At 65.6% G+C, this 23834-nt stretch carries 21 protein-coding genes; 13 read left to right on the forward strand and 8 right to left on the reverse strand.

Annotated elements, in window-relative coordinates:
• The first annotated feature begins 3 nt into the window (after positions 1-3).
• Entirely contained in the window at positions 4-366 is a 363-nt protein-coding gene (locus GLR48_RS18290) for a DUF305 domain-containing protein (RefSeq protein WP_237063574.1), read from the forward strand.
• A 3-nt stretch (positions 367-369) separates the two neighbouring features.
• Here GLR48_RS18290 and GLR48_RS18295 read toward each other — a convergent pair whose 3' ends face one another.
• Positions 370-1545 (reverse strand): pyridoxal-phosphate-dependent aminotransferase family protein, encoded by a 1176-nt coding sequence (locus tag GLR48_RS18295; protein ID WP_237063576.1) that lies wholly within the window; start codon positions 1543-1545, stop codon positions 370-372.
• 153 nt (positions 1546-1698) lie between these two features.
• Between GLR48_RS18295 and GLR48_RS18300 the strand changes: the two genes are divergently transcribed.
• From GLR48_RS18300 to ygfZ, 3 genes are read left to right on the forward strand one after another with little or no spacing between them, the layout of a single operon-like run.
• Entirely contained in the window at positions 1699-2376 is a 678-nt protein-coding gene (locus GLR48_RS18300; protein WP_237063601.1) for a phosphatase domain-containing putative toxin, read from the forward strand.
• The gene (locus GLR48_RS18305; RefSeq protein WP_237063603.1) at positions 2373-4133 is read left to right on the forward strand and encodes an ABC transporter ATP-binding protein; all 1761 of its coding nucleotides are present in this window, start codon (positions 2373-2375) and stop codon (positions 4131-4133) included. The genes GLR48_RS18300 and GLR48_RS18305 overlap by 4 nt, the downstream gene beginning before the upstream one ends.
• Positions 4126-4878: a CAF17-like 4Fe-4S cluster assembly/insertion protein YgfZ gene (gene ygfZ, locus GLR48_RS18310; protein ID WP_237063606.1), complete on the forward strand. Its 753-nt coding sequence runs from the start codon at positions 4126-4128 to the stop codon at positions 4876-4878. Before GLR48_RS18305 ends, ygfZ begins: the two co-directional genes overlap by 8 nt.
• Before the next feature lie 104 nt (positions 4879-4982).
• Here ygfZ and efp read toward each other — a convergent pair whose 3' ends face one another.
• Positions 4983-5546 carry an elongation factor P gene (gene efp, locus GLR48_RS18315; RefSeq protein WP_237063608.1) on the reverse strand — a complete coding sequence of 188 codons (564 nt, stop codon included), beginning with the start codon at positions 5544-5546 and terminating at the stop codon, positions 4983-4985.
• Between the two features lie 229 nt (positions 5547-5775).
• On the opposite strand from efp, the gene GLR48_RS18320 reads away from it, so the two are divergent.
• Both GLR48_RS18320 and GLR48_RS18325 read left to right on the forward strand, forming a co-directional pair.
• Complete coding sequence (locus GLR48_RS18320) at positions 5776-6099, forward strand: DUF6280 family protein (RefSeq protein WP_072855278.1); 324 nt, start codon at positions 5776-5778, stop codon at positions 6097-6099.
• A 96-nt stretch (positions 6100-6195) separates the two neighbouring features.
• On the forward strand, positions 6196-7653 hold the full coding sequence (locus GLR48_RS18325; RefSeq protein ID WP_237063609.1) for a cobyric acid synthase: 1458 nt from the start codon (positions 6196-6198) through the stop codon (positions 7651-7653).
• Here GLR48_RS18325 and GLR48_RS18330 read toward each other — a convergent pair.
• The 4 genes from GLR48_RS18330 to GLR48_RS18345 all read right to left on the reverse strand — a co-directional run bounded on the left by GLR48_RS18330 (position 7650) and on the right by GLR48_RS18345 (position 11728).
• Positions 7650-8525: a hypothetical protein gene (locus GLR48_RS18330; RefSeq protein ID WP_237063610.1), complete on the reverse strand. Its 876-nt coding sequence runs from the start codon at positions 8523-8525 to the stop codon at positions 7650-7652. The genes GLR48_RS18325 and GLR48_RS18330 overlap by 4 nt on opposite strands.
• A 76-nt stretch (positions 8526-8601) precedes the next feature.
• A complete protein-coding gene (locus GLR48_RS18335; protein ID WP_237063616.1) occupies positions 8602-9951 on the reverse strand; it encodes a TolC family outer membrane protein in 1350 nt (449 codons plus the stop codon).
• Positions 9952-9962: 11 nt separating this feature from the next.
• On the reverse strand, positions 9963-10616 hold the full coding sequence (locus GLR48_RS18340; RefSeq protein ID WP_237063618.1) for a protein-L-isoaspartate O-methyltransferase family protein: 654 nt from the start codon (positions 10614-10616) through the stop codon (positions 9963-9965).
• Between the two features lie 137 nt (positions 10617-10753).
• Positions 10754-11728 (reverse strand): LysR family transcriptional regulator, encoded by a 975-nt coding sequence (locus GLR48_RS18345; protein WP_237063620.1) that lies wholly within the window; start codon positions 11726-11728, stop codon positions 10754-10756.
• A 227-nt stretch (positions 11729-11955) separates the two neighbouring features.
• Between GLR48_RS18345 and chvE the strand changes: the two genes are divergently transcribed.
• From chvE to GLR48_RS18380, 7 genes are all read left to right on the forward strand, one after another.
• The gene (gene chvE / locus GLR48_RS18350) at positions 11956-12999 is read left to right on the forward strand and encodes a multiple monosaccharide ABC transporter substrate-binding protein (RefSeq protein ID WP_442915849.1); all 1044 of its coding nucleotides are present in this window, start codon (positions 11956-11958) and stop codon (positions 12997-12999) included.
• 114 nt (positions 13000-13113) lie between these two features.
• Entirely contained in the window at positions 13114-14646 is a 1533-nt protein-coding gene (gene mmsA / locus GLR48_RS18355) for a multiple monosaccharide ABC transporter ATP-binding protein (protein ID WP_272911429.1), read from the forward strand.
• Entirely contained in the window at positions 14643-15854 is a 1212-nt protein-coding gene (gene mmsB / locus GLR48_RS18360) for a multiple monosaccharide ABC transporter permease (protein WP_272911430.1), read from the forward strand. Before mmsA ends, mmsB begins: the two co-directional genes overlap by 4 nt.
• A gap of 4 nt (positions 15855-15858) precedes the next feature.
• A complete protein-coding gene (gene araD1, locus GLR48_RS18365) occupies positions 15859-16848 on the forward strand; it encodes an AraD1 family protein (protein ID WP_237063624.1) in 990 nt (329 codons plus the stop codon).
• Positions 16849-16858: 10 nt separating this feature from the next.
• Positions 16859-18601: an L-arabinonate dehydratase gene (gene araD / locus GLR48_RS18370; RefSeq protein WP_237063634.1), complete on the forward strand. Its 1743-nt coding sequence runs from the start codon at positions 16859-16861 to the stop codon at positions 18599-18601.
• Entirely contained in the window at positions 18588-19559 is a 972-nt protein-coding gene (locus GLR48_RS18375) for a Gfo/Idh/MocA family protein (RefSeq protein WP_336886648.1), read from the forward strand. The genes araD and GLR48_RS18375 overlap by 14 nt, the downstream gene beginning before the upstream one ends.
• A gap of 13 nt (positions 19560-19572) precedes the next feature.
• Positions 19573-21087 carry an aldehyde dehydrogenase (NADP(+)) gene (locus GLR48_RS18380; protein ID WP_237063636.1) on the forward strand — a complete coding sequence of 505 codons (1515 nt, stop codon included), beginning with the start codon at positions 19573-19575 and terminating at the stop codon, positions 21085-21087.
• An 11-nt stretch (positions 21088-21098) separates the two neighbouring features.
• On the opposite strand, the gene GLR48_RS18385 is transcribed toward GLR48_RS18380, so the two are convergent.
• Entirely contained in the window at positions 21099-22865 is a 1767-nt protein-coding gene (locus GLR48_RS18385; protein WP_237063638.1) for an ABC transporter ATP-binding protein, read from the reverse strand.
• An 8-nt stretch (positions 22866-22873) separates the two neighbouring features.
• Positions 22874-23833 carry an acetamidase/formamidase family protein gene (locus tag GLR48_RS18390; protein ID WP_237063640.1) on the reverse strand — a complete coding sequence of 320 codons (960 nt, stop codon included), beginning with the start codon at positions 23831-23833 and terminating at the stop codon, positions 22874-22876.
• Between the last annotated feature and the right edge of the window lies 1 nt (position 23834).

The raw sequence follows: 23834 nt of genomic DNA on the forward strand, positions 1-23834 counted from the left end.
GACATGTCGACGGCAACGGGTGCGATTGCGGGTGTGGTGCTGGGCGCCGCGGTGGGAATCGGTGGCATGATGGTCTGGCAGCACGGCACGCTGACGGACCACGACGGCATGGCGATGGATCATGGCGACATGCCGGTGGACCACGCCGGCATGGCGGGCATGGGCGACATGCCGATGACCGGCAATCCAGACCACGATTTCATGGCCGGCATGGTGCCGCACCACGAATCCGCGGTCGAGATGGCGCAGGTCGTCCTGCGCACGACCGAGGATCCCGAGGTCAAGGCCCTGGCGGAGAACATCCTGGCCACCCAAAAGGGCGAGATCGACCAGATGAACGCCTGGCTGGCGGCCAACCCGCAGTAGACCTCAGCCGGCGGCGATCACTTGCGCCGCCGCCCGCGCACCGCCGGCACCGTGCGGGATGCCACAGGCGATCAGACCGGCCTCGATCGTGCCGACGACGCCCATGATCATCTGGGCGTTGACGTGCCCCATGTGGCCGATGCGGAACCAGGCATCAGCCGGTTCGCGTCCCAGCCCGATGCCAAGGGTCAGACCCGCCTGATGCTCGCACCAGTGCCGCAGGGCGTCGCCCTGCCCCTGCTCCATGCCGATTGAGGTGACGGAATGTGACCGCAGGGCGGGATCGGTGATGTTCAGCCGCAGCGGGCCGTCCGTGCCCCAGGCCTCGCAGGCCGCCCACAGGGCGCGCGACAGCGTCGCATGACGCGCCCAGACGTGATCCAGCCCCTCGGCCTTGATCAGGTCAAGCGCCGCGCGCAACCCGTAAAGGTGATGCGTGGGTGCCGTGCCGTTGGAGTATTGAAAAAACATCTCGGGGTGCGCCCGCGGTTTCCAGTTCCACCAGCTGGAAACCTCCGCGCTCTGCCGCTCTGCCGCGCGGGCGTTGAAGAAGACGAAGGCCAGACCGGCGGGTGTCATCAGCCCCTTCTGGCAACCGGCGACCATGACATCGACGCCCCAGTCGTCCATCTCGAACACGTCGCAGCCCAGGGACGCCATGCAGTCGACCATCAGCAGCGCGTCGTGACCCGCCGCATCCAGTGTCGCGCGCAGGCCCTTTACATCGTTGCGCACCCCGGTCGAGGTGTCGGTATGGCAGACCATGACCGCCTTGATCGCGCCTTGCGTATCGGCAGCCAGCGCCTCGGCCACGCGGGTCAGGTCCACGGCGTCGGTCTGGCCGAAGTCCAGCACCTCGACCTTCACGCCCAGCCCCCGGGCCATATCGGCCCAGCCGTGTCCGAACCGGCCCGTGGCCAGCACCATGACCGTGTCGCCCCGCGCGCAGAGGTTGGCGACCGACGCCTCCCATGCCGCGTGACCGTTGCCGATGTAGATTGCGACGTCGCCCGCCGTGCGCGCGACGGCCTTCAGGTCGGGGATCAGGCTGTCGGTCAGCGCGTGCAGCTCGCCTTCGTAGATATTGGGCGACGCGCGGTGCATTGCACGCAGCACGGCGTCCGGCATGACAGAGGGGCCGGGAATGGCAAGATAGCTGCGGCCTTGGGCAAGGGACATCGGTAGCGCTTTCACTTGATTGAACGGCGCGACACTAATCCTGTGCAGGGCGGCGTCAACACCGCGCGTGGCCGCAGGGTCGCTTGCCCCGCGCAGACCGAGCGATTAGGTGTCTGGAAGACATACCCCCGTCATTGGCCAAAGGTCACCCGGATGCTGCGCAAATTCGTCAACGCCCTGACCGGCAGCCCCCGGCCGCGGCGGGTTCACGCCCTGTCCGACGCCGCCGGACGCAGGCGGGCGTGGTGGCATTACCAGTTGGTCGATCACGGGTTCCTGCGCTACGGCTGGACCAACTTCGCCGAGATCGCCCCCGGCGTGTTCCGGTCCAACCATCCCCACGCCGGTCGGCTGAAAGACTACAAGACCCGCGGCATCCGTGCGATCCTGAACCTGCGCGGCGCCAACGGCAGCCCGTCCTTTCTGCTGGAAGAGGCCGCCTGCCTCGCCTCGGGTCTTGATCTGGTCAGCGTGAAATTCGCCGCCCGCAATGCGCCCAGCCGCGACAAGTTGCTGGAACTGCTGGCCGCCTTCGACACCATTGCGCGGCCCTTCGTGATGCACTGCAAGTCGGGGGCCGACCGGGCGGGTCTTGCCGCGGCGCTTTACCTGCTGGATCAGGGCGTGCCCCTGAACATCGCCCGCCGCCAGCTCTCGGTCCGCTATCTGCACCTGAAGTTCACAAAGACCGGCGTGCAGGACGCGCTGCTGGATGTCTATGCCGCCCGTCTGGCGCAGGGTCCGATCAGCCTGCGCGACTGGGTCCGCACCGAATACGATCCCGACGTCGTGCGCGCCCGCTTTGCCAGCCGCCGCAGCTTGCCGATATGAGCCGGGACACCAGCACCGACGCCTTCCGCTGGCTCTGGCGGACCTATCTGCGGCCCTACCGCTGGATCATCGTGCTGGCCGTCGTCCTGATGGCGCTGGAAGGCGGGATGCTTGGCCTTTTGTCGTGGATGATCAAACCGATGTTCGACCGCGTCTTCGTCGGGGGCGACGGCAGCGCCATGTGGCTGGTCGGCCTCGCGATCATGGCGATCTTTTTGATCCGCGCCGGCACTTCGACCGGGCAGCGGGTGCTGATGATGATCGCCAGCCAGCGCGCCGCCGCCGCGATGCGCAGCGATCTGTTGCGTCACTTGATGCGCCTCGACAGCAGCTATCATCAGGTCAACCCGCCCGGTCAGCTGATCGAGCGTGTGCAGGGCGACGTGACGCTGGTGAACCAAAGCTGGGCCGCGATCCTCGTAGGCCTGGGCCGGGATGCGGTGACCGTCGTCGTGCTGTTCGGCGTGGCGCTGTCCGTGGACTGGCGCTGGACCCTGATCGCGCTGATCGGCACGCCCTTCCTGATCCTGCCCGCGCTGGTGGCCCAACGCTACGTCCGCCGCCGGTCCGTCACCGCCCGCGATCTGGCGGGGCGCATGTCGACCCGGCTGGACGAGGTCTTTCACGGCATCAACCCGATCAAGCTGAACGCGCTGGAGAGCTACCAATCCACCCGCTACGACGACCTGACCAACGCCCGCGTCAGTGCAGAGGTCAAGGCCGCCGCAGGGCAGGCCACCGTGCCCGCGATGATCGACGTCATGACCGGCTTCGGCTTTCTGGCCGTCATGATCTACGGCGGCGGAGAGATCATCGCCGGCACCAAGACCGTGGGCGAGTTCATGTCCTTCTTCGCCGCCATGGCGCTGGTCTTCGACCCCCTGCGCCGTCTGGGCCAGACCAGCGGCCAGTGGCAGGTCGCCACTGCCAGCATTGACCGGCTGCGCAGCGTGTTGGCCGAGCGGCCCACGCTGCTGTCGCCCGCCACCCCCCGCAGCGCCCCGCCCGACGCCCCGGAGGTGCGGCTGCATGATGTCTCTCTGACCTACGGCGACCTGCCGGTGCTGCGCGGCGCGACCTTCACGGCGCAGGCGGGCCGCACGACAGCGCTGGTTGGCGCCTCCGGCGCAGGCAAGAGCACGGTCTTCAACGTGCTGACCCGGCTGGTGGAAACCGGCGGCGGACAGGTGACCATCGGCGGTATTCCCATCGCCGAGATGGATCTGGCCGACCTGCGCGCGCTCTTTTCCGTCGTCACACAGGACGCCGCCTTGTTTGACGAGACCCTGCGCGACAACATCCTGCTGGGCCGCGACGACATCCCCGAAGAGCGCCTGCGCGCCGTCCTGGACGCGGCCCATGTCACCGATTTTCTGCCGCAGCTGAGCAACGGCCTCGACAGTCCCGCCGGCCCGCGCGGGTCGAACCTGTCGGGCGGCCAGCGCCAGCGCGTCGCCATCGCCCGCGCCCTGCTGCGCGACACGCCGATCCTGCTGCTGGACGAGGCGACGAGTGCGCTCGACACCAAATCAGAGGCACTGGTGCAGGAGGCGCTGGAGCGGCTTTCGGTCGGGCGTACCACGCTGGTCATCGCCCACCGCCTGTCCACGGTGCGCAACGCCGACAGCATCGTGGTGATGGATCAGGGACGGGTCGTGGATCAGGGGACGCATGACGCACTGCTTGAACGCGGCGGCATCTACGCCGATCTTTACGCCATGCAATTCAAGTCAAGAGAAGGTCAAGCCGATGAATGATCGCACGGTACTGGCGGTCAGCGGACCGCAGCGGGTCGAATTCCTGCAGGGGTTGGTCACCAATGATGTCACGCGCGCCGCAAACGGAATCGTCTATGCGGCCCTGCTGACGCCGCAAGGCAAATACCTTGCGGATTTCTTCATTGTGGGTGAGGCCGACCGCCTGTTGGTCGATGTAGCCGAGAGTCATGCGAGCCTGCTGCTGCAACGCCTGACCATGTACCGCCTGCGCGCCGACGTGCAGATCGCGCCGACAGACCATGTCGTATCGCGTGGCACTGGTCCGGCCCCCGAAGGCGCCCTGCCCGACCCGCGGGATCCGGCGCTGGGATGGCGGCTCTACGGAACACTGGACGTTTCTGACGACACGGACTGGACGACGCTGCAGGTGGCGCATCTCGTGCCCGCCACCGGCGTCGACCTCACGCCAGAGACCTATATCCTCGAGGCCGGGTTCGATCGGCTGCACGGCGTCGATTTTCGCAAGGGTTGCTTTGTCGGTCAGGAAATCGTGGCCCGGATGAAACACAAGACGACCCTGCGCAAGGGGCTGGTCCGGGTCGCGATCGACGGTGTGGCGCAGCCGGGGGACGAGATCGCCTCTGGCGACCGGGTGGCCGGGACGCTGCATACGGTGGCAGGGTCGCAGGGGATCGCCTATCTACGCTTTGATCGTGCGACCGACCTGCACACGACAGGCGCCCGGCTGGTGCCGCACGCAGGCGACATCCCCGATCCATCTTAACGAATTGTTAACATGTCAGGCTCACGGTCCCCGCAACAGACAAGGGAGGACCTGATGCTGTCATTTCAATCCCCGGCGAACCCACCGGGCTGACCGAGCGCCCGTCAGGCGCGTTCGACGTATTCGAACAGTTCGGTGTTGACGACGATGTCTTCATCCGTGCCTACGAAGGGCGGGATCATGACGCGGACGCCGTTGTCCAGGATCGCGGGCTTGAAGCTGTTGGCCGCTGTCTGGCCTTTGACCACCGGCTCTGTCTCGACGATCTTGCAGGTGACGCGCAGGGGCAGCGTGACGTTGAGGGCCTCGTCGCCGTAATATTCGATGTGAACGACCATGCCGTCCTGCAGGAACGGACGACGGTCACCCAGAATATCGGCGGGCAGCGCGATCTGTTCGTAGGTCTGGCTGTCCATGAAGGTCAGCATGTCGTCGGTTTCGAACAGGAACTGCTGGTCCTTCTGTTCCAGTTGCACCTTTTCGACCTTGTCGGCGGACCGAAACCGTTCGTTCAGCTTGCGACCGTCGCGCAGGTTCTTCAGTTCGACCTGGGCGAATGCGCCGCCCTTGCCGGGCTTCACATGATCGACCTTGACCGCAGCCCAAAGGCCACCATCATGTTCCAGAACGTTGCCGGGGCGAATTTCGTTACCGTTGATTTTGGGCATGGGTCACTTTGTGTCAAAAATGTGGCGAGAGCTTGATGCTGATGTGACGCGGTCTATATATGGCGTATGTCCCGCTGGCAAGGCGACTAGATAAGCGATTACCCGCCGGTCGCCATGCACTGCTTGCATGGCAGCCATTCCAAAAGAGGGCCCCCGAATCGCCTTTGGTCAGGCATAAGGGCCTTCTCGCCGGAACCACAAGAGCGAAAAAAAACGAGAAGGACCCATGATGAGAGATTTCGTCGACGGCACAGCGTTCAACAACGAACAGGGCAACCGCGCCCGCAAGCTTTTCGCTGCGGTCGTTCTGGCTGCTTTGGATGATGCCATCGCGGATGACAAGAAGTATGGAAATGGCCCCGAGCAGATTGCCCGTTGGGCGCGGTCTCGCGATGGTCGCGAAGTGCTGTCGTGTGCCGGTATCGACCCGAACGAACGGGTCGTCTCGGGCCTGATGGAGTTCGTGGGCAAGGGTGTGCGCACCTCTGTCGCGCTGTCGCGCGAAGAGAGCGAGCGCCGCAATGCCGCCGAACAGGACGCACGCGCCGCCTGATTTCCGCTTCGATCCGACTTGAAAACGCGGCCCCTGCCAGGGTCGCGTTTTTTTGTGCGCTATGCGAAAGATCGGCAACATGACGGGGAAAGACGGATGACCAAAGCCATCATGATACAAGGTGCCGGATCGAACGTCGGCAAGTCGATGCTGGTCGCGGGGCTGGCGCGCGCGGCGACGCGGCGCGGTCTGCGCGTCGCCCCCTTCAAGCCGCAGAACATGTCCAACAACGCCGCCGTCACCGTCGACGGCGGAGAGATCGGGCGCGCACAGGCGCTGCAGGCCCTCGCCTGTGGTCGCGACCCGGTCGTCGACATGAACCCGGTACTGCTGAAGCCCGAAACCGACATCGGCGCGCAGGTCATCCTGCGCGGCCACCGCATCGCGACGGTGCAGGCGCGCGACTATGGCCGCATGAAGGCGCAACTGCTGCCAGAGGTGCTGGACAGCTTTCATCGCCTGGCCCGCACCTGCGATCTGGTCATCGTCGAAGGCGCCGGCAGTCCGGCAGAGGTCAACCTGCGCCAAGGGGACATCGCCAACATGGGTTTTGCCAGTGCAGCACGTGTCCCCGTGGTGCTGATCGGCGACATCGACCGTGGCGGCGTCATCGCGCAGATGGTCGGGACCCACGCCGTGCTGGATCCGGCCGACCTCGCGCTGATCAAGGGCTTTGCGATCAACAAGTTCCGTGGCGACCCTGCCCTCTTTGCCGCTGGCATGGACGTGATTACAGACCACACCGGTTGGCAGCCGCTGGGCATCCTGCCGTGGTTCGCCGACGCCTGGCGCTTGCCGGCAGAGGACGTGATGGACATCGCCAGCCGCCCCGGCGGGCCGCTGCGCATCGCCGTGCCCCGCCTGAACCGAATCGCGAATTTCGACGACCTCGACCCGCTGTCCATGACACCCGACGTCAGTGTCGAGATCGTGGCAGAGGGGCGCCCCCTCCCCCTCGACGCGGATCTGATCCTGCTGCCGGGGTCGAAATCGACCATCGCGGATCTTGCGCATTTTCGCGCCCAAGGCTGGGACATCGACCTTGCCGCGCATATCCGGCGCGGTGGCCATGTGCTGGGCCTGTGCGGTGGATACCAGATGCTGGGACGCCAGATCGCCGATCCCGACGGGATCGAGGGACCGCCTGCCAGCGCGCCCGGACTGGGGCATCTGGATGTCGTCACAGTCATGGGGCAGCAGAAACGGCTGGCGCAGGCGCAGGCGACCTATTTGCCCACGGGCGACGCGGTGTCGGGTTATGAAATCCATATGGGCCAGACCACAGGACCGGACAGGGCGCGCGCCTGGCTGGCGCTGGACGGCCATACAGATGGCGCACAAAGCGCCGATGGTCGCGTCATGGGCTGCTATCTGCACGGTCTCTTCGCTGCGGACGCCTTTCGCGCGGCCTATCTGTCCCGACTGGGACAGACGATTGCGACAGGCGACTACGGCGCCACGGTGCAGGATACATTGGACGCTTTAGCAGATCACATCGCGGCACACCTCGACGTGGACCGTATTCTTGATCTGGCTGCCGAGGTCGGGCGCTAGTCGAAATCCTGCGTCGTCAGGACGCGGTGTATTTCACGCCGCACCAGCTTGCGCACATTGTGGGTAATCCGCTCACCCAGCTTGCCCTGCAACTCGTCCCGCACGATCTGGCGCACCATATCACGCAAGGCAGCCTCGTCGATCAGACCGGTCCCGTTCAGGTACTGGTCAAGCGGATCTTCCGGATCGGCACCCAGTCCGGGGCCGCCGATCAGGTCATCCTCGAACCCGTCGCCGCCATCCTCGGTGCGGATGACGTTTTCAGCGCGATGATGGCGAAATTCAGGAACCGTGTCATCGCCGGCGTCGCCATACCGCCGTGCCGCCTCGACCAAGGTCGCGGGCCAGGCGGCCGCGTCGGCGGGCGCCGGTGCCAGATTTTCTTCTTTCAGCTCTTCAGCATCCGAAATCTCGGTCTGGTCACGGAACCCGGCGCGCGCCCAGCCCGGCTCTGTCTGCGTCCCTGTGCCATCCGGCTCCCATTCGTCCGGCTGTTCCCTGACCGCGGCCTCAAGCTCTGCGATCGTGGCCAGCAGACTGACCCGGTCCTGCACCTTGACCGATTCGGACAGGTCCGAGTCGGGCGCCGATTTGTCAGCCGCGGTGGCGGGCCGTTCGATTCGGTGACGCGGCCCGAGGATGACCGGCGCCGCGACAGCATCTGCAGACACATGGTCCGCCGGATCGACAGAGGTCTTGTCCGCCCCATCCATATCGGGGGTGTCCACGCGCAGCGCAGGGGTCAACACCAGCTTTGGCGCACGCGGCACGACCACGGCCCGTGGTGCCGTGTCCTGACCGCCTTCTGCAACCAGCCGCCGGATGGAAGACAGAACATCCTCTATTTCGACGTTGGTCATCGGATCAGACATGGTGTGCCTCTGCATTGCGCCCTCAGACTAGGTTACGCTGGACCGGGTTAGCAAACAACCAACACTGTCGTTGTTGCTATTGGCCGATGGCCCGCAGGACACGGTCCAACGCCTGTCCCTGTTCGGACAGCGCCGCAGGGGCATCCTTGACGAGGTTGTAATACGCCGCCGGATCGTACTGCTGCACCGGCAGGTTCAGATGGTCCGCCGTCAGCAGGCCCACGGCTGACAGCACGGCATAAGAGGCGTTTACCTCTGCCTCTTGCGCCGTGATGACGTTGGCGCGGGCGTTCAGCAGATTCTGTTCCGCGTTCAGCACGTCCAAGGTCGTCCGCGCCCCAAGGGTCGCTTCTTCGCGGATGCCTTCGAAGGCGACACGGGCGGCACGCACCTGTTCATCGGTGGATTGCAGCGACGCGCGTGCGGCCTGCAGGACAGCGTAGGCATTCGAGACCTGCTGAATGACACTCAGCGACGCCAGATGCAGACCGGCCCTCGCCTGATCGCGCTGGGCTTGCGCCTGTCTGACGCCGGCGGGCAAGGCACCGCCGTTGTAGATCGGACCACCCAGCGACAGGGTCACGGACCGTCCGACGATACCGGTGTTGGCATCTACGCCGACCCGTCCCGACAAGGTCGCATTGGGCACATAGGCGGCCTCGGCCACCTTGATTCCCAATTCCCGCACCGTCACAGAATGTTGCGCCTGCAAAACCTGTGGATGGTTGCGGACGGCCAGAGTCTCTGCCTCGTTTTCCGTGCGCGACACCGGTGCCGGCGACACCGCCACAAGTGTGCCCGGCTTGCGCCCGACGGCAACCGAGAATTCCGCAGCCGCCTGTTCAGCATCGCCGCGTGCGGTCGCAAGAAGGCTTTGCGCGGATGCAACGCTGGCCTGGGCCAGTGCCACATCGGTCCGGGTGACCTCGCCCACGTCAAAGCGGTCCTGTGCGGCCTGCAGTTCCTGCTGCAGGACGCGCAGGTTGTTCTGGCGCAGACTGATGAATTCAGCGGTGCTGCGGACCGAGTTATACGCCTGGACCGCCCGCAGCAGCACCTGCTGCTCCACGTCGCGCAGTGATTCGCGCGTGGCGAGCACGAGTTCCTTCTGAGCCTCGCGGCCAATGCGATTGGCGCCACCGTCGAACAGGGTCAGATCGGCGTTCAGGCTCAACTGTGCCGTAATCGTATCGGCGCTGGGCTGACGCGGGGCCTGACTGGCCGCCGTGGCGGCCCAGCTGATCACCGGCAGCAGGCGCGAGGTGGCAAGGGCCACATCCTCGTCGGCGGCGCGCAGGACCGCACGGTTCTGCGCCAGCAGACCGGAGTTGGTGTAGGCATCGGTCAGCGTCTGGGCCAGCGTTTCCGCCGACAGCGCCGTGGCAGACAGGGCAAGACAGATCGCCGCCACCCCCTGGCGCAACATCCGGCGCCCCCTCATAGCGCGAACGCCCGGTCGCGGGTGAAGCCGGCGAGCGTCGGTGCGCCGGCGTTGAAGGCGTAACGCCATGTCACGCCACTGTCCGACTTCAGGCCGATCCGCACGGTGCCCAGCGCGCCTTCGGCAAAGAGCGCGGCGATCCGGCCACCGGGCCGCAGCTGATCGGTCAGCGCGGCGGGGACGACTTCGACCGCACCATGAATGATGATGGCGTCATAGGGTCCGGACTTGGCCACGCCCTCGGCCAGCGGGCCGGTCATGACGGCGGCATTGTCGATTCCGGCGTCCGACAGATTCGTCTGCGCCTCGGCGGCGCGGTCTGCGTCATCCTCGAGGCCGACGACAAAGGACACGATCCGTGCGGCGACGGCAGCGGAATAACCCAGACCGCACCCCACATCGAGCATCACGTCGCCGGGCTGCACGTCCAGCGCATCCAGCATTTTCGACAGGGTGCGGGGTTCCAGCATCGTGCGTCCGCCCGGCAGCGTCAGGTTCTCTCCGACGTAGGCGGCCTCGCGCAGGGACGCGGGCACGAAATCCTCGCGCGGCACGGACAGCATCGCATCGATGATGGGAAATTTGGTCACGTCAGAGGGTCGCACCTGCGTGTCGACCATCATCGTGCGGCGGGCCTCGAAGTTTGCCAAGATCTTTACTTCCGTTCGCATTGATTGCTGCAGGGATGCCATAGGCTGCCTTCCGGGGCAACGCGCGATTGCGCACAGGTTGCATTGCGCACCGGCACCTGTGGCCTTGCCGCTTCGCCCGGCCCGACCCCGCCGGATCAGTCCGGCCCCGTGGACCGGTTGCGAATCCGCTCTTCCAGCAGGGCAAGGATGCGGACGACGGCTGGCGCATGGGCCGCCTGCCGCAGCGACACCAGACCATAAGGATCGACGGCCATATCGCGGGCGACGTCCAGAACGCGCACATCGCCGTTCAGGCGGTTGGCCGACACCAGCACGTCCGCCACCGACCGCGCCACGGGCGCGACGACATTGGTATCGGATATGATGCCCAGCGTCAGCAGCAGCGATGACGTGGACAGGATGCGCGACGGCGGCGGCAGGTCGTGACGCAGCAGATACGCCTCGACCGCGCGGCGCAGCAGCCCGCCGGGCGCCTGCATCACCCAGTCGTGCGCCAGCGTATCCTTCAGCGTCAGATCGGTCTTGCGCAACAGGGGGTGATCCTTGCGCACCAGCAGGGCGATCGGCTCGGGGCCGATATGGCGGATGGTGACGTCACGCGGGTTGGCGTTCGCCAGCACGCGCCCGATGTAGAAGTCGATCCTGTGGGCAAAGAGCGCATCCGCCAGCATGTCAGAGGTATCGACGGTCACATCGAACTCGATCTCGGGGTAGGTCACGCGCATGTCGCGGATCAGCGGCAGCACCAGTTCCAGCCCCGGCCCGGTCACGGTGCCGATGCGCACCACACCACCGGTCCCGCTAGCCAGCATCTCGACCTCGTCAAAGGCGATCGCGATGTCGCGCAGCGCACTCCGCGCGCGGCGGGCCAGCAACGCACCGGCCTGCGTCAGCACGACACCGCGCGGATGCCGGTCGAACAACGGCGTGCCGGCCGTCCGCTCCAGCTCTGCCAGCAGCCGAGAGGCGGCAGGCTGCGTCATGCCGACCTGTGCCGCCGCACCCGAGATCTGCCCCACATCGGCCACGGCCAGCAGAAGGCGCAGTTGCGGCAGGCGCAATCTGGCCTGTATCAAAGCGGCCGCCGTCTTGTCCGAAGCCTGCGCCATGTCATCCCTTCCTGTCGCGCCAACTTGGCATACCAATAAACGCATATCCAGAGACGAAAAATGAATTTGAAAATCATACCCGCAAAGATCAACGTATCCGGGCAGAGGCGACCACCGGACATTCACCGGACCGGATGCGCACTGCCCAACACAATCGTGCGGGCGTCTTCGGGAGGAAACTGAAGCAGCACTGCGCAAGGGAGGACGACATGAACATTCTGAAATCCATGCTGGCGACGACGGCACTCGTCGCGATGACCGGCGGCGCCTGGGCGCAGGACGCGGGCTATGTGGGCATCGCGATGCCGACCAAGTCCTCGGCCCGCTGGATCGCCGACGGCGACAACATGGTCAAGCAATTCGAAGAGGCCGGTTTCACCGTCGATCTGCAATACGCCGACGACGATATTCCCAACCAGCTCGCGCAGATCGAGAACATGATCACCAAGGGCGTCGACGTCCTCGTGATCGCTGCCATCGACGGCACGACCCTGTCAAACGCGCTGGCCAATGCCGCAGCCGCAGACATCGACGTGGTGGCCTACGACCGCCTGATCCGCGACAGCGGGGACGTCAGCTATTACGCGACCTTCGACAACTTCAAGGTCGGCGTACAGCAGGCGACGACGCTGGTGGACGGCCTGAAAGAGCGTTTCCCCGACACCAAGCCGTGGAACGTCGAACTTTTCGGCGGCAGCCCTGACGACAACAACGCCTATTTCTTCTACAACGGTGCCATGTCGGTGCTGCAGCCGCTGATCGACAGCGGTGACGTCGTCATTCCGTCCGGCCAGATGGGCATGGATCAGGTCGGCACGCTGCGCTGGGACGGCTCCGTCGCGCAGGCGCGCATGGATAACCTGCTCTCCGCCAACTACACCGACAAGCAGGTGAACGCGGTGCTGTCGCCCTACGACGGTCTGTCCATCGGCATCCTGTCCTCGCTCAAGGGTGTGGGCTACGGGTCCGGCGATCTGGCGATGCCGATCGTGTCCGGTCAGGACGCTGAAATCCAGTCGGTGAAATCGATCCTCGCGGACGAGCAGTTTTCGACCATCTTCAAGGACACCCGCGAACTGGCCCGCGTCACCGTGGGCATGGTCGAGGCGCTGCTGAACGACGGCGAGCCCGAGATCAACGACACCGAGACCTATGACAACGGCGTCAAGGTCGTCCCCGCCTACCTGCTGGAGCCGGTGCCCGTGACCAAGGCCGACGTGCAGTCGGTCCTGATCGACAGCGGTTACTACACCGAAGACCAGATCAAGTGATCCTCCCTGTCGGCGGGGGATGCGGGGTCCGCATCACCTGACGACGCTGGCCCCCGTCATCCGGCGCCTCGGCGCGGACCGGGGGCCGTTTTTCCCATTGCGCCGGGGGGCATCATGGCGACACTTCTTGAAATGCGGGCGATCACCAAGGAATTTCCGGGTGTGAAGGCCCTCGACCGCGTTAGCCTGTCCGTCGAGGCAGGCGAGATCCACGCCCTCGTCGGTGAAAACGGCGCCGGCAAGTCCACGCTGATGAAAGTGCTGTCGGGCGTCTATCCCCACGGCAGCTACACCGGCGACATCGCCTATGACGGCAAGGTGCAAAGCTTCGCGAACATCCGCGACAGCGAGGCGCAGGGTATCATCATCATCCATCAGGAACTGGCGCTCGTGCCGCTTCTGTCGGTGGCCGAGAACATCTATCTGGGCAACGAACGTGCCACCCGCGGGATCATGGACTGGCGCGCGACCCGCGCCGGGGCGGCAAAGCTGCTGGCCCGTGTCGGCCTGAAGGAACATCCCGACACGCTTGTCGATGCCCTCGGGCTGGGCAAGCAGCAGCTGGTTGAAATCGCCAAAGCGCTGTCCAAGGACGTGCGCCTGCTGATCCTCGATGAACCGACCTCGTCCCTGAACGAGACCGACAGCGCCAAGCTGCTGGACCTGCTGCTGGAGTTCAAGGCGCAGGGGGTGACGTCCATACTGATCAGTCACAAGCTTAACGAAATCAGCAAGGTGGCGGACACAATTACAGTGATCCGCGACGGTGCTGCCGTGTCCCGTCTGGATTGCCGCACGGGCATCAGCGAAGGCGACATCATCCGCGACATGGTGGGCCGGTCGCTGGACGACCGCTATCCGCCGAAGGTTGCGACAGCGACCAAAGAGGTCGCGATGCAGGTCCGCAACTGGTGCGTGGCCCATCCACTGCACAGCGACCGGCAGGTGGTCAAGGATGTCTCTTTCGACGTGAAGAAGGGTGAGGTTATCGGCATCGCGGGCCTGATGGGCGCGGGGCGCACGGAACTCGCCATGTCGCTGTTCGGACGCAGCTACGGCGCCGGCATCACCGGCAGCGCCCAGATCGGCGGGCGCGACGTGGACCTGTCCACCGTGCGGCGCGCCATCGACGCAGGGCTTGCCTACGCGACCGAGGACCGCAAGACCTATGGCCTCGTCCTTGACGACACCATCCGCCGCAACGTGCCGCTGGCGAACCTGCCCGGCGTGTCGAACGGCATGGTCGTCGACAAGGTCCGAGAGGCCGAAGTCGCCACGCAATACCGCACCCGCCTCAAGATCAAGTCGAGCAGCATCGAACAGGAGACGGTGAACCTGTCGGGCGGCAACCAGCAGAAGGTCGTGCTGTCCAAGTGGCTGTTTTCGGACCCTGACGTGCTGATCCTCGACGAGCCGACACGCGGCATCGACGTCGGCGCGAAATACGAAATCTACACCGTGATCCGCGACCTTGCCGCGTCGGGCAAGGCGATCATCGTCATCTCGTCCGAAATGCCCGAATTGCTGGGTATCACGGACCGCATCTACGTCATGAACGAAGGCCGCTTTGTCGGTGAGATGCCGACGCGCGACGCCAGTCAGGAAAAGATCATGGCAACCATCATCAGATCGGGGGATCGCACATGACCCAGACCACCACCAACCCGGACAACGCAGACGCGGCCCCGGTGCAGATCAAGTCGAGCTGGTCCTTCCTGCGCGGTCACATGCGCGAATACGGCATCCTGTTTGCCCTGATCGCGATCATGGCGTTCTTTCAGGTGGCGACGGGGGGCATCCTGCTGAAGCCCGTCAACCTGACGAACCTGATTCTGCAGAACAGCTATATCATCATCATGGCGATCGGCATGCTGCTGATCATCGTGGCGGGACATATCGACCTGAGCGTCGGGTCGGTCATGGGCTTCGTCGGCGCACTGGCCGCCGTGATGATCGTCAATTTCAACATTCCCTACCTGATCGCTGGTATCATCTGCCTCTTCGCGGGGGCCGTGATCGGTATGGCGCAGGGGTTCTGGGTCGCCTATTTCAAGATCCCCAGCTTCATCGTGACCTTGGCTGGCATGCTGGTCTTCAAGGGCCTGACGCTCTGGCTGCTGGCGGGCCAATCCGTCGGCCCGTTCCCGGCGCAATTCCAACTGATCGCGTCCGGTTTCATCCCTGACCTGATCGGCAGCGGCAAGCCCAACGTCTTCTCGCTGGTGATCGGTGTCGGCGTCGCGGCCCTGATCCTTGTCCTCGCGATCCGGTCCCGGATGGAGGCCACCAAGACCGGCAGCGTCGAGGAACCCTTCGTCTTCTTCGCCGCCAAGAACGGGCTGATCTTCGCCGCCCTCGTCTACATGAGCTACCTCATGGCCTATTTCCGGGGCCTGCCCAACGTCTTCATCGTCATGGCTCTGCTGATCGCGGTCTATTCCTTCGTCACCAGCCGCACGACCATCGGTCGCCGCATCTACGCCATCGGCGGCAATGAAAAAGCCGCCATGCTGTCGGGCATCAACGCCCCGCGCCTGACCTTCCTGACCTTCGCCAACATGGGCGTGCTGGCGGCCCTCGCGGGCCTCGTGTTCGCCGCCCGGCTGAACACCGCAACGCCCAAGGCCGGTGCCGGGTTCGAGCTGGACGTGATCGCGGCCGTCTTCATCGGCGGTGCGTCGATGGCTGGCGGTGTCGGTACCATCGTCGGCGCCGTGATCGGGGCCTTCATCATGGGCGTGATGAACAACGGCATGTCGATCCTTGGGATCGGCATCGACTGGCAACAATGCATCAAGGGGCTGGTGCTGCTGGCCGCCGTGATCTTCGACGTCATGAACAAAAGAAAGGCCTGATCCCATGCTGCTGTCCCAATACCGCACCCAAACCGGTGGCATCCAGCTTGTCGCCCGCGACGGCACGCAGGCCTGCGCCGTCAAGACGGACGCAACACTCTACGACCTAGCGATAGACTGCGCAGCGCAGGGCATGTCCCTGCGCGACCGTATTGGCCAGCTTGGGATGGGAGAGGTCGTCGACCTCGAGGCACTGTATGAAGGCGGCCGCATACTGCCACCCCTGTTCCATCCCGATCCGGCGCACACCTACCTGACCGGCACCGGCCTAACGCATCTCGGGTCCGCCTCGACCCGCGCCGCAATGCACGAGAAGGCGGACAAGGCCGAAACCGACTCCATGAAGATGTTCCGCTGGGGCATCGAGGGTGGCAAGCCAGAGGGGTCCGTCCCCGGCGTGCAGCCCGAATGGTTCTACAAGGGCACCGGCCATGCCCTGATCGCGCCCGGCGCCCCCCTGCCCTCGCCGTCCTTCGCGCTGGACGGCGGTGAGGAGCCGGAGATCGCTGGCGTCTATATCATCGGCGAGGGCGGCACGCCGTTTCGCGTGGGCTTTGCGCTGGCGAACGAATTTTCCGACCATGTGACGGAAAAGCAGAACTACCTCTACCTCGCCCATTCCAAGCTGCGGGCCTGCGCGGTCGGGCCGGAACTGCTGGCGGGTGATCTGCCCGCCGACATTCAGGGCCACAGCCAGGTGATCCGCGACGGCCACGCGATCTTTGACGCGCCCTTCGTCAGTGGCGAGGCGAACATGTCCCACACCATCGCCAACCTTGAACACCACCACTTCAAATACGGCATCTTCTGCCAGCCCGGTGACGTGCACATCCACATGTTCGGCACGGCGACCCTGTCCTTCGCCACCGGCCTGTCGTGTCAGCACGGCGACGTGTTCGAAATCGCAGCCCCCGCCTTCGGCTTGCCCCTGCGCAATGCACTGGCCATAGAGGCTGCGGCCCCAGCGGCCCGCGTCACCGTCAAAACCCTGTAGGAAAACGCCCATGACATTTACCCCTGCCTCCTGGCCCCGTCGTCTGCGTTCGCAGGAATGGTATGGCGGCACGTCCCGCGACAACATCTACCACCGCGGCTGGCTGAAGAACCAAGGCTATCCCGACGACCTGTTCGACGGCCGCCCGGTGATCGGCATCCTGAACACATGGTCCGACCTGACCCCCTGCAACGGCCACCTGCGCGAACTGGCCGAAAAGGTGAAGGCCGGCGTCTGGGAGGCTGGCGGTTTCCCGGTCGAGGTGCCGGTGTTCAGTGCGTCCGAGAACACCTTCCGCCCCACGGCGATGATGTACCGCAACCTTGCCGCCATGGCGGTCGAGGAGGTGATGCGTGCCCAGCCCATCGACGGGGCCGTGCTGCTGGTCGGCTGTGACAAGACCACGCCGTCCCTGATGATGGGTGCAGCCAGCACCGACATCCCGTCCATCGTCGTCACTGGTGGGCCAATGCTGAACGGTTGGTTCCGGGGCGAACGGGTCGGATCGGGCACGGCGCTGTGGCAGATGTCAGAGGACATCAAGGCCGGCAAAATGACCCAAGATGAGTTCCTTGAGGCCGAGCAGGCGATGAGCCGGTCGTCGGGCACCTGCAACACGATGGGCACCGCCAGCACCATGGCCAGCATGGCCGAAGCGCTGGGCATGGCCCTGTCCGGCAATGCGGCAATCCCGGGTGTGGATTCCCGCCGCCGCGTCATGGCGCAGCTGACCGGGCGCCGCATCGTGCAGATGGTGAAGGACGACCTGAAACCCTCTGACATCCTGACGAAAAACGCCTTCGAGAACGCGATCCGCTGCAACGGCGCCATCGGCGGATCGACCAACGCGGTGATCCACCTGCTGGCGCTCGCCGGTCGCGTCGGCGTTGACGTGACCCTTGACGACTGGGACCGCTGCGGCCGCGACGTGCCGACCATCGTCAACCTGATGCCGTCCGGCAAATACCTGATGGAGGAATTCTTCTACGCCGGTGGTTTGCCGGTCGTTCTGAAGCGCCTGTCAGAAGCCGGCATGCTGCACGACGACGCGCTGACCGTATCGGGCACCACCATCGGTGAAGAGGTCAAGGGTGCGACCAACTGGAACGACGACGTGATCCTGCCGGTGGAAAAGGCGCTCGCAGCCTCCGGCGGTATCGCCGTGTTGCGCGGCAATCTGGCCCCCAACGGGGCGGTCCTGAAACCCTCTGCCGCCAGCCCGCACCTGATGAAACATCGCGGCCGGGCGGTCGTCTTCGAGGATATCGACGACTACAAGGCCCGGATCGAGGATGATGCCCTCGATATCGACGAAAACTGCGTGATGGTGATGAAGAACTGCGGCCCCAAAGGCTATCCCGGCATGTCCGAGGTCGGCAACATGGGCCTGCCGCCCAAGGTGCTGAAGAAGGGCATCACCGACATGGTGCGCATCAGCGACGCGCGGATGTCCGGCACCGCCTACGGCACCGTCGTCCTGCATACAGCACCAGAGGCCGCTGCCGGTGGGCCGCTGGCCGTGGTCCAGACCGGCGACATGATCGAACTCGACGTGGAGGCGCGGCGCATCCACCTGGATATCTCTGACGAAGAACTGGCCGCACGGCTGGCCGACTGGACCCCGCCCGCGCCGATGTTCACCAGCGGTTATTCCAAGATGTTCGTGGACATGGTCGAAGGCGCCGACACCGGTGCCGATTTCACGATCCTGAAAGGCAACCGCGGACACGAGGTGCCCCGTGACAGTCACTAGAGGCGCAGGTGCCGGTGGCGTCGGTCGCCAGTTGGTCAGCGAACCGATTGCCCTGCTGGGCATCGGCAAGATCGCCCGCGACCAGCATATCCCCGCCATTGCGGGCAGCACGGCTTTCCATCTGGCCGCGACCGTCAGCCGGTCCGGCGGGATCGACGACGTGGAAAACCATGCCGACATCGCCTCCCTACTGACGGCACGGCCCGACATCCGGGTCCTGTCGCTGTGCATGCCGCCCGTCCCGCGCTATGACATCGCCACGGCGGCGCTGGCGGCAGGCAAGCACGTCATGCTGGAAAAGCCCCCCGGTGCGACCGTGTCAGAGGTGCTGAAGCTCGAACGCCTTGCCCGCGCCAAGGGCGTGACGCTCTTTGCCACCTGGCATTCAAGAGAAGCGGCAGGCGTTGCACAGGCCCGCGCCCATCTGCGCGACGCACAGATCAAACACGTCCGGATTGACTGGAAGGAAGACGTCCGCCGCTGGCATCCGGGGCAGGACTGGATCTGGCAGGCCGGTGGCCTTGGCGTGTTCGACCCCGGCATCAATGCCCTGTCGATCATGACCGCAATCTTGCCGAATCCGGTGCATCTGACCGCTACGACACTCAGCTTTCCGGAAAACCGCGACACGCCCATCGCCGCCGACCTGACCTTCGCCGGACCTTCGGGCATGACCGTCGACGCCGCCTTCGACTGGCGGCAGGAGGGTCCGCAAAGCTGGAACATCACGGTGGATACCACCGGGGGCCAGCTGCGTCTGACCGACGGCGGCGCCACCCTGCACATCGACGGCATGGCGCAGACGACCGACGGCCCGGGCGAATACCCCGGCCTTTACCACCGCTTTGCGGAACTCATCGAGGCTGGCCAGTCCGACGTGGACGTCAGCCCCCTCCAGCATGTGGCCGATGCCTTCATGCTGGGTCGCCGCGAGACTGTCGCGGCATTTCATGACTAAGAAGGAATACGACATGACCAAGCTGACCGGCAACCACTACATCAACGGGGCCTGGGTCGCGGGGGGCACGATGTTCCAGTCCGATCCCGTCAGTGGCGACGCAGCAACCTTCCAGTCCGGCGGCACGCCCGAAATCGACGCCGCCATGACCGCTGCCGAAGCCGCCTTCGAGACCTATGGCTGGACCAGCCGCGCCGATCGCGCGGCGTTTCTGGAGGCTATCGCCGACGAGATCGAAGCGCGCGGCGCCGATCTGACCGCCTACGGCACCGCTGAAACGGGCCTGCCAGAAGCGCGCCTGAACGGCGAACGCGGCCGCACCACCGGCCAGTTGCGCCTGTTCGCGGATCATATCCGCAAGGCCGACTATCTTGATGTGCGCCTTGATGCCGCCCTGCCCGACCGCGCCCCCCTGCCGCGCCCCGATCTGCGGATGATCCAGCGACCGCTGGGCCCCGTGGGTGTCTTCGGGGCCTCGAACTTCCCGCTCGCCTTCTCGACCGCCGGTGGCGACACCGCCGCCGCCTTCGCCGCAGGCTGCCCCGTCGTCTACAAGGGTCACCCCGGTCACCCCGCGACCGGAGAGATCGTGGCGCAGGCCATCGCCGCAGCGGTCGAGAAATGTGGCCTGCCCAAAGGCACCTTCGGCTTCGTGCAGTCCAATACCAACGAAGCTGGCGAGGCCCTGGTCAAGCACCCCCTGACCCGCGCGATAGGCTTCACCGGCTCGTTCCGGGGCGGCAAAGCGCTGTTCGACCTCGCCATGGCGCGGCCAGAACCGATCCCCTTCTTCGGTGAGCTTGGCGCCATCAACCCGGTCTTCGTGCTGCCCGCAGCCTCCGCGGCCCGCGCGGCGCAGATCGGCACCGGCTGGGCCGGGTCGCTGACCATGGGCGTCGGCCAGTTCTGCACCAACCCCGGCGTCGTGGTGATCAAGGACGCTGACGCCGATGCCTTCATCGACGCGGCAGAGGCTGCCTTGCACGACGTGGCCCCCGCCCCGATGCTGACCGGCGGCACGGCAGAGGGTTATCGCCGCGGCGTCGCAACCATTGCCGGTGCCGCGAACGTGGCGACCCGCCTGAACACCCCCTGCGAAGGGCGCAAGGTGGGCCCCGCGCTTTTCGTCGTGAGCGCTGCGGACTGGCTGGCGAACGAGGACCTCGCGATCGAAATGTTCGGCCCCGCCGGCATCGTCATCCGCGCCGCCTCTGACGACGAGATGCTGTCCGTCGCGCGCGGCCTGCACGGCCAGTTGACCTGCACGCTGCAGATGGACGACGGCGACACGGGGATCGGGCAGAAGCTGGTCCCGATCCTGGAACGCAAGGCCGGACGCCTGCTGGTCAACGCCTTCCCCACTGGGGTCGAGGTCGCGGATTCGATGGTGCACGGCGGGCCGTTCCCGGCGAGCACGAACTTTGGCGCGACATCCGTGGGCACGCTGGCCATTCGGCGGTTCCTGCGCCCCGTCTGCTATCAGAACATGCCGTCCGCCCTGCTGCCCGCAGACTTGCAGCACGGCTGAACGGCCGTCGCCTAGCCCTCGGCCACCAGATGGCCGGGGGCGATTTCCGTCATGCGGTGGCGGGCGACCGTGGCACCCACGGCATGCACCGGGTTAGGAATGTCGCCCGTCATCCGCGGTGTCGCCTCGCGCACGGCGGTCGGATCGGCCACCGGGACCGCTGCCATCAGGCGGCGGGTATAGGGATGCTGCGGGTTGCCGAAGATCTGCGCGCGGCTGCCGATCTCGACGATCTGGCCCAGCTGCATGACAGCGACCCGGTCAGAGATATTCTCGACCACCGCCATGTCGTGGCTGATGAACAGCATCGCGATCCCGAACTCGTCCTTCAGCGCGCGCAGCAGGTCCAGCACGCGCGCCTGCACCGACACGTCGAGGGCCGAGACGCTTTCATCCGCCACGATCAGTTGCGGCGTCAGCGCCAGGGCACGCGCGATGCAGATCCGCTGCCGTTGCCCGCCCGAAAATTCGTGCGGGTAGTTGTCCAGCTGCGCCGTCGTCAGACCGACGCGGGCCATCAGGTCTGCCGCGCGGGCACGACGGGCGGCGGCGTCCATCGTGCCGTGGATCAGCAGCGGTTCTGCAATCTGCTCGCCCACGGTCATGCGGGAATCGAGTGCTGCCATCGGGTCCTGAAAGACGATCTGCGTGACCGCGCTCAGCCGCTTGCGGGCCTGTGCGGTCATCGTGCCCACGGTCTGGTCACCGATGCGGATCAGCCCGGTGTGGGGGACCAGACCGACGATGGCGCGGGCAACAGTGGATTTGCCGCAACCAGTTTCACCCACCAGCGACAGGGTTTCGCCCGCCCGGATGTCGAATCCGACCCCCTCGACAGCGTGAACCCGGTGGGTCACGCGGTTCAGGACGCCCCCGCGGATGTCATAGCGCACGGCGACATCGCGCAGGTCGGCCACCACCGGGCGGTCAGGACGTTCCATCGGCGCACCGCCCTGCCCCATGCGCGGCACGGCGGCCAGCAGATCGCGGGTGTAGGGGTTGGCAGGGGCGGCAAAGATCTGGCGGACCGGCCCCGTCTCCTCGATCATGCCACGGCGCATGATGACGACGCGGTCGGCCATTTCGGCCACGACGCCCATGTCGTGGGTGATCAGAAGGATCGCGGTGCCGCGTTCGCGCTGCAGGTCGCGCAGCAGGTCCAGCACCTCGCGCTGCACGGTCACGTCCAGCGCCGTCGTCGGCTCGTCCGCGATCAGCACATCGGGCTTCAACGCCAGCGCCATGGCGATCATCACCCGCTGGCGCATCCCGCCGGAAAGTTCGTGGGGAAATTGATCCAGCCTGCGCGCAGGTTCCGACAGGCGCACCGCCGTCAGGGCGGCCAGCGCTTCGGCGCGGGCCTTAGCGCGGACCATGGGACTATGGACTCGGATCGCCTCGACCAGCTGGGTGCCGACGGTCATCACCGGGTTGAGGCTGGTCATCGGTTCCTGAAAGATCATCGCGATGCGGTCGCCACGCAGGGCGCGCATCTGTCCTTCGGGCAGCGTCGTCAGCACGCGGTCGCCAAGCGCGATCTGACCTGCCGTCACGCGCACGGCGGGCGGCGGCAGCAGGCCCATGATGGCAAGCGAGGTGATCGACTTGCCGGACCCGCTTTCGCCCGCAATCGCCAGCGTCTCTCCGCGCTTCAGATCGAACGAGACATCCTTGACCAAAGGCAGCAGGCCCCCGTCCGTGCGGACCGAAACGGTGAGGTCACGCACCGACAAAATAATGTCGTCCGGGGCCGTTTCGGCCCCGGTCCGCTGTTTCAAACCCGCGCTCACTCGAACACGCAGCGCGGGAAGTAGAAGCTGACGACCCAGTTGGGCATGTCCACGATTTCGGAGATGCGCAAATCGCCGCAGGTGCTGACCAGCATGTAGGCATCGACCGCCGCCATGCCGCGCGTGGCACACAGGTGATCGACCATCCCCGCCACCGCGTCGCGGGATGCTGTCATCAGGTCAGGCCCGATACCGGTCGTGACCTCGTACCCCTTGGCGTCCAGATGCCGCGTCACCGGCCCCGGCGTGGTAAAGCGCGGGGTTTTTAGGTTCGCCCCCTTCACCAGATCAAGGGTCAGGACCACGTCCATCGGCGATTCGATTGCCGTGCCGCAGACCTCTCCATCCCCCTGCGCCGCGTGGGTGTCGCCCACGCTGAACAGCGCGCCCGCCACCTCGACCGGCAGATAGAGCGTCGTCCCCGCCGACAGGTCCCGAATGTCGAGGTTGCCGCCGACACGCCGGGGCGGCACGATGGAGTGCAGTCCCGGTTCCGCCAGCGCGTTGCCGATGGTGCCCGCAAAGGGTTTCAGCGGCACCCGCCCCTCTTTCCCGAAGAGCGACGGTTCCATCGTGTCCGGGTCATAGGACCAGATGTGCAGTGCGGGGTCGGTGAACTGGTCCGCCAGCAGGCCAAAGCCCGGGATGTTCGCGGTCCAGCCCCAGCCCCTTCCGTCCTGCGCCTGCGGCGCAAAACTGTCGAGGGTCACCTTGACGGCATCCCCCGGTTCTGCCCCTTCGATCCAGATCGGACCCGACACCGGGTTGATCTTGCCAAAGTCCAGCGTGGCCACGTCCGCCACCGTCGACTGCGGGCCAAGCTGGCCCGCAGAGCTGTCGTGGCAGTGGAACAGGATCGTCTGACCCGGCTCCACCCGCTGCACCGGGGCGATGCTGTTGTCCCAGCCAAAGTGGTGCTGCGCCCCGTGGATCGTGTAATCGCAAGCCTTGCACATG

The sequence above is a fragment of the Loktanella sp. M215 genome (genome assembly GCF_021735925.1).
GTDB lineage: Bacteria > Pseudomonadota > Alphaproteobacteria > Rhodobacterales > Rhodobacteraceae > Loktanella.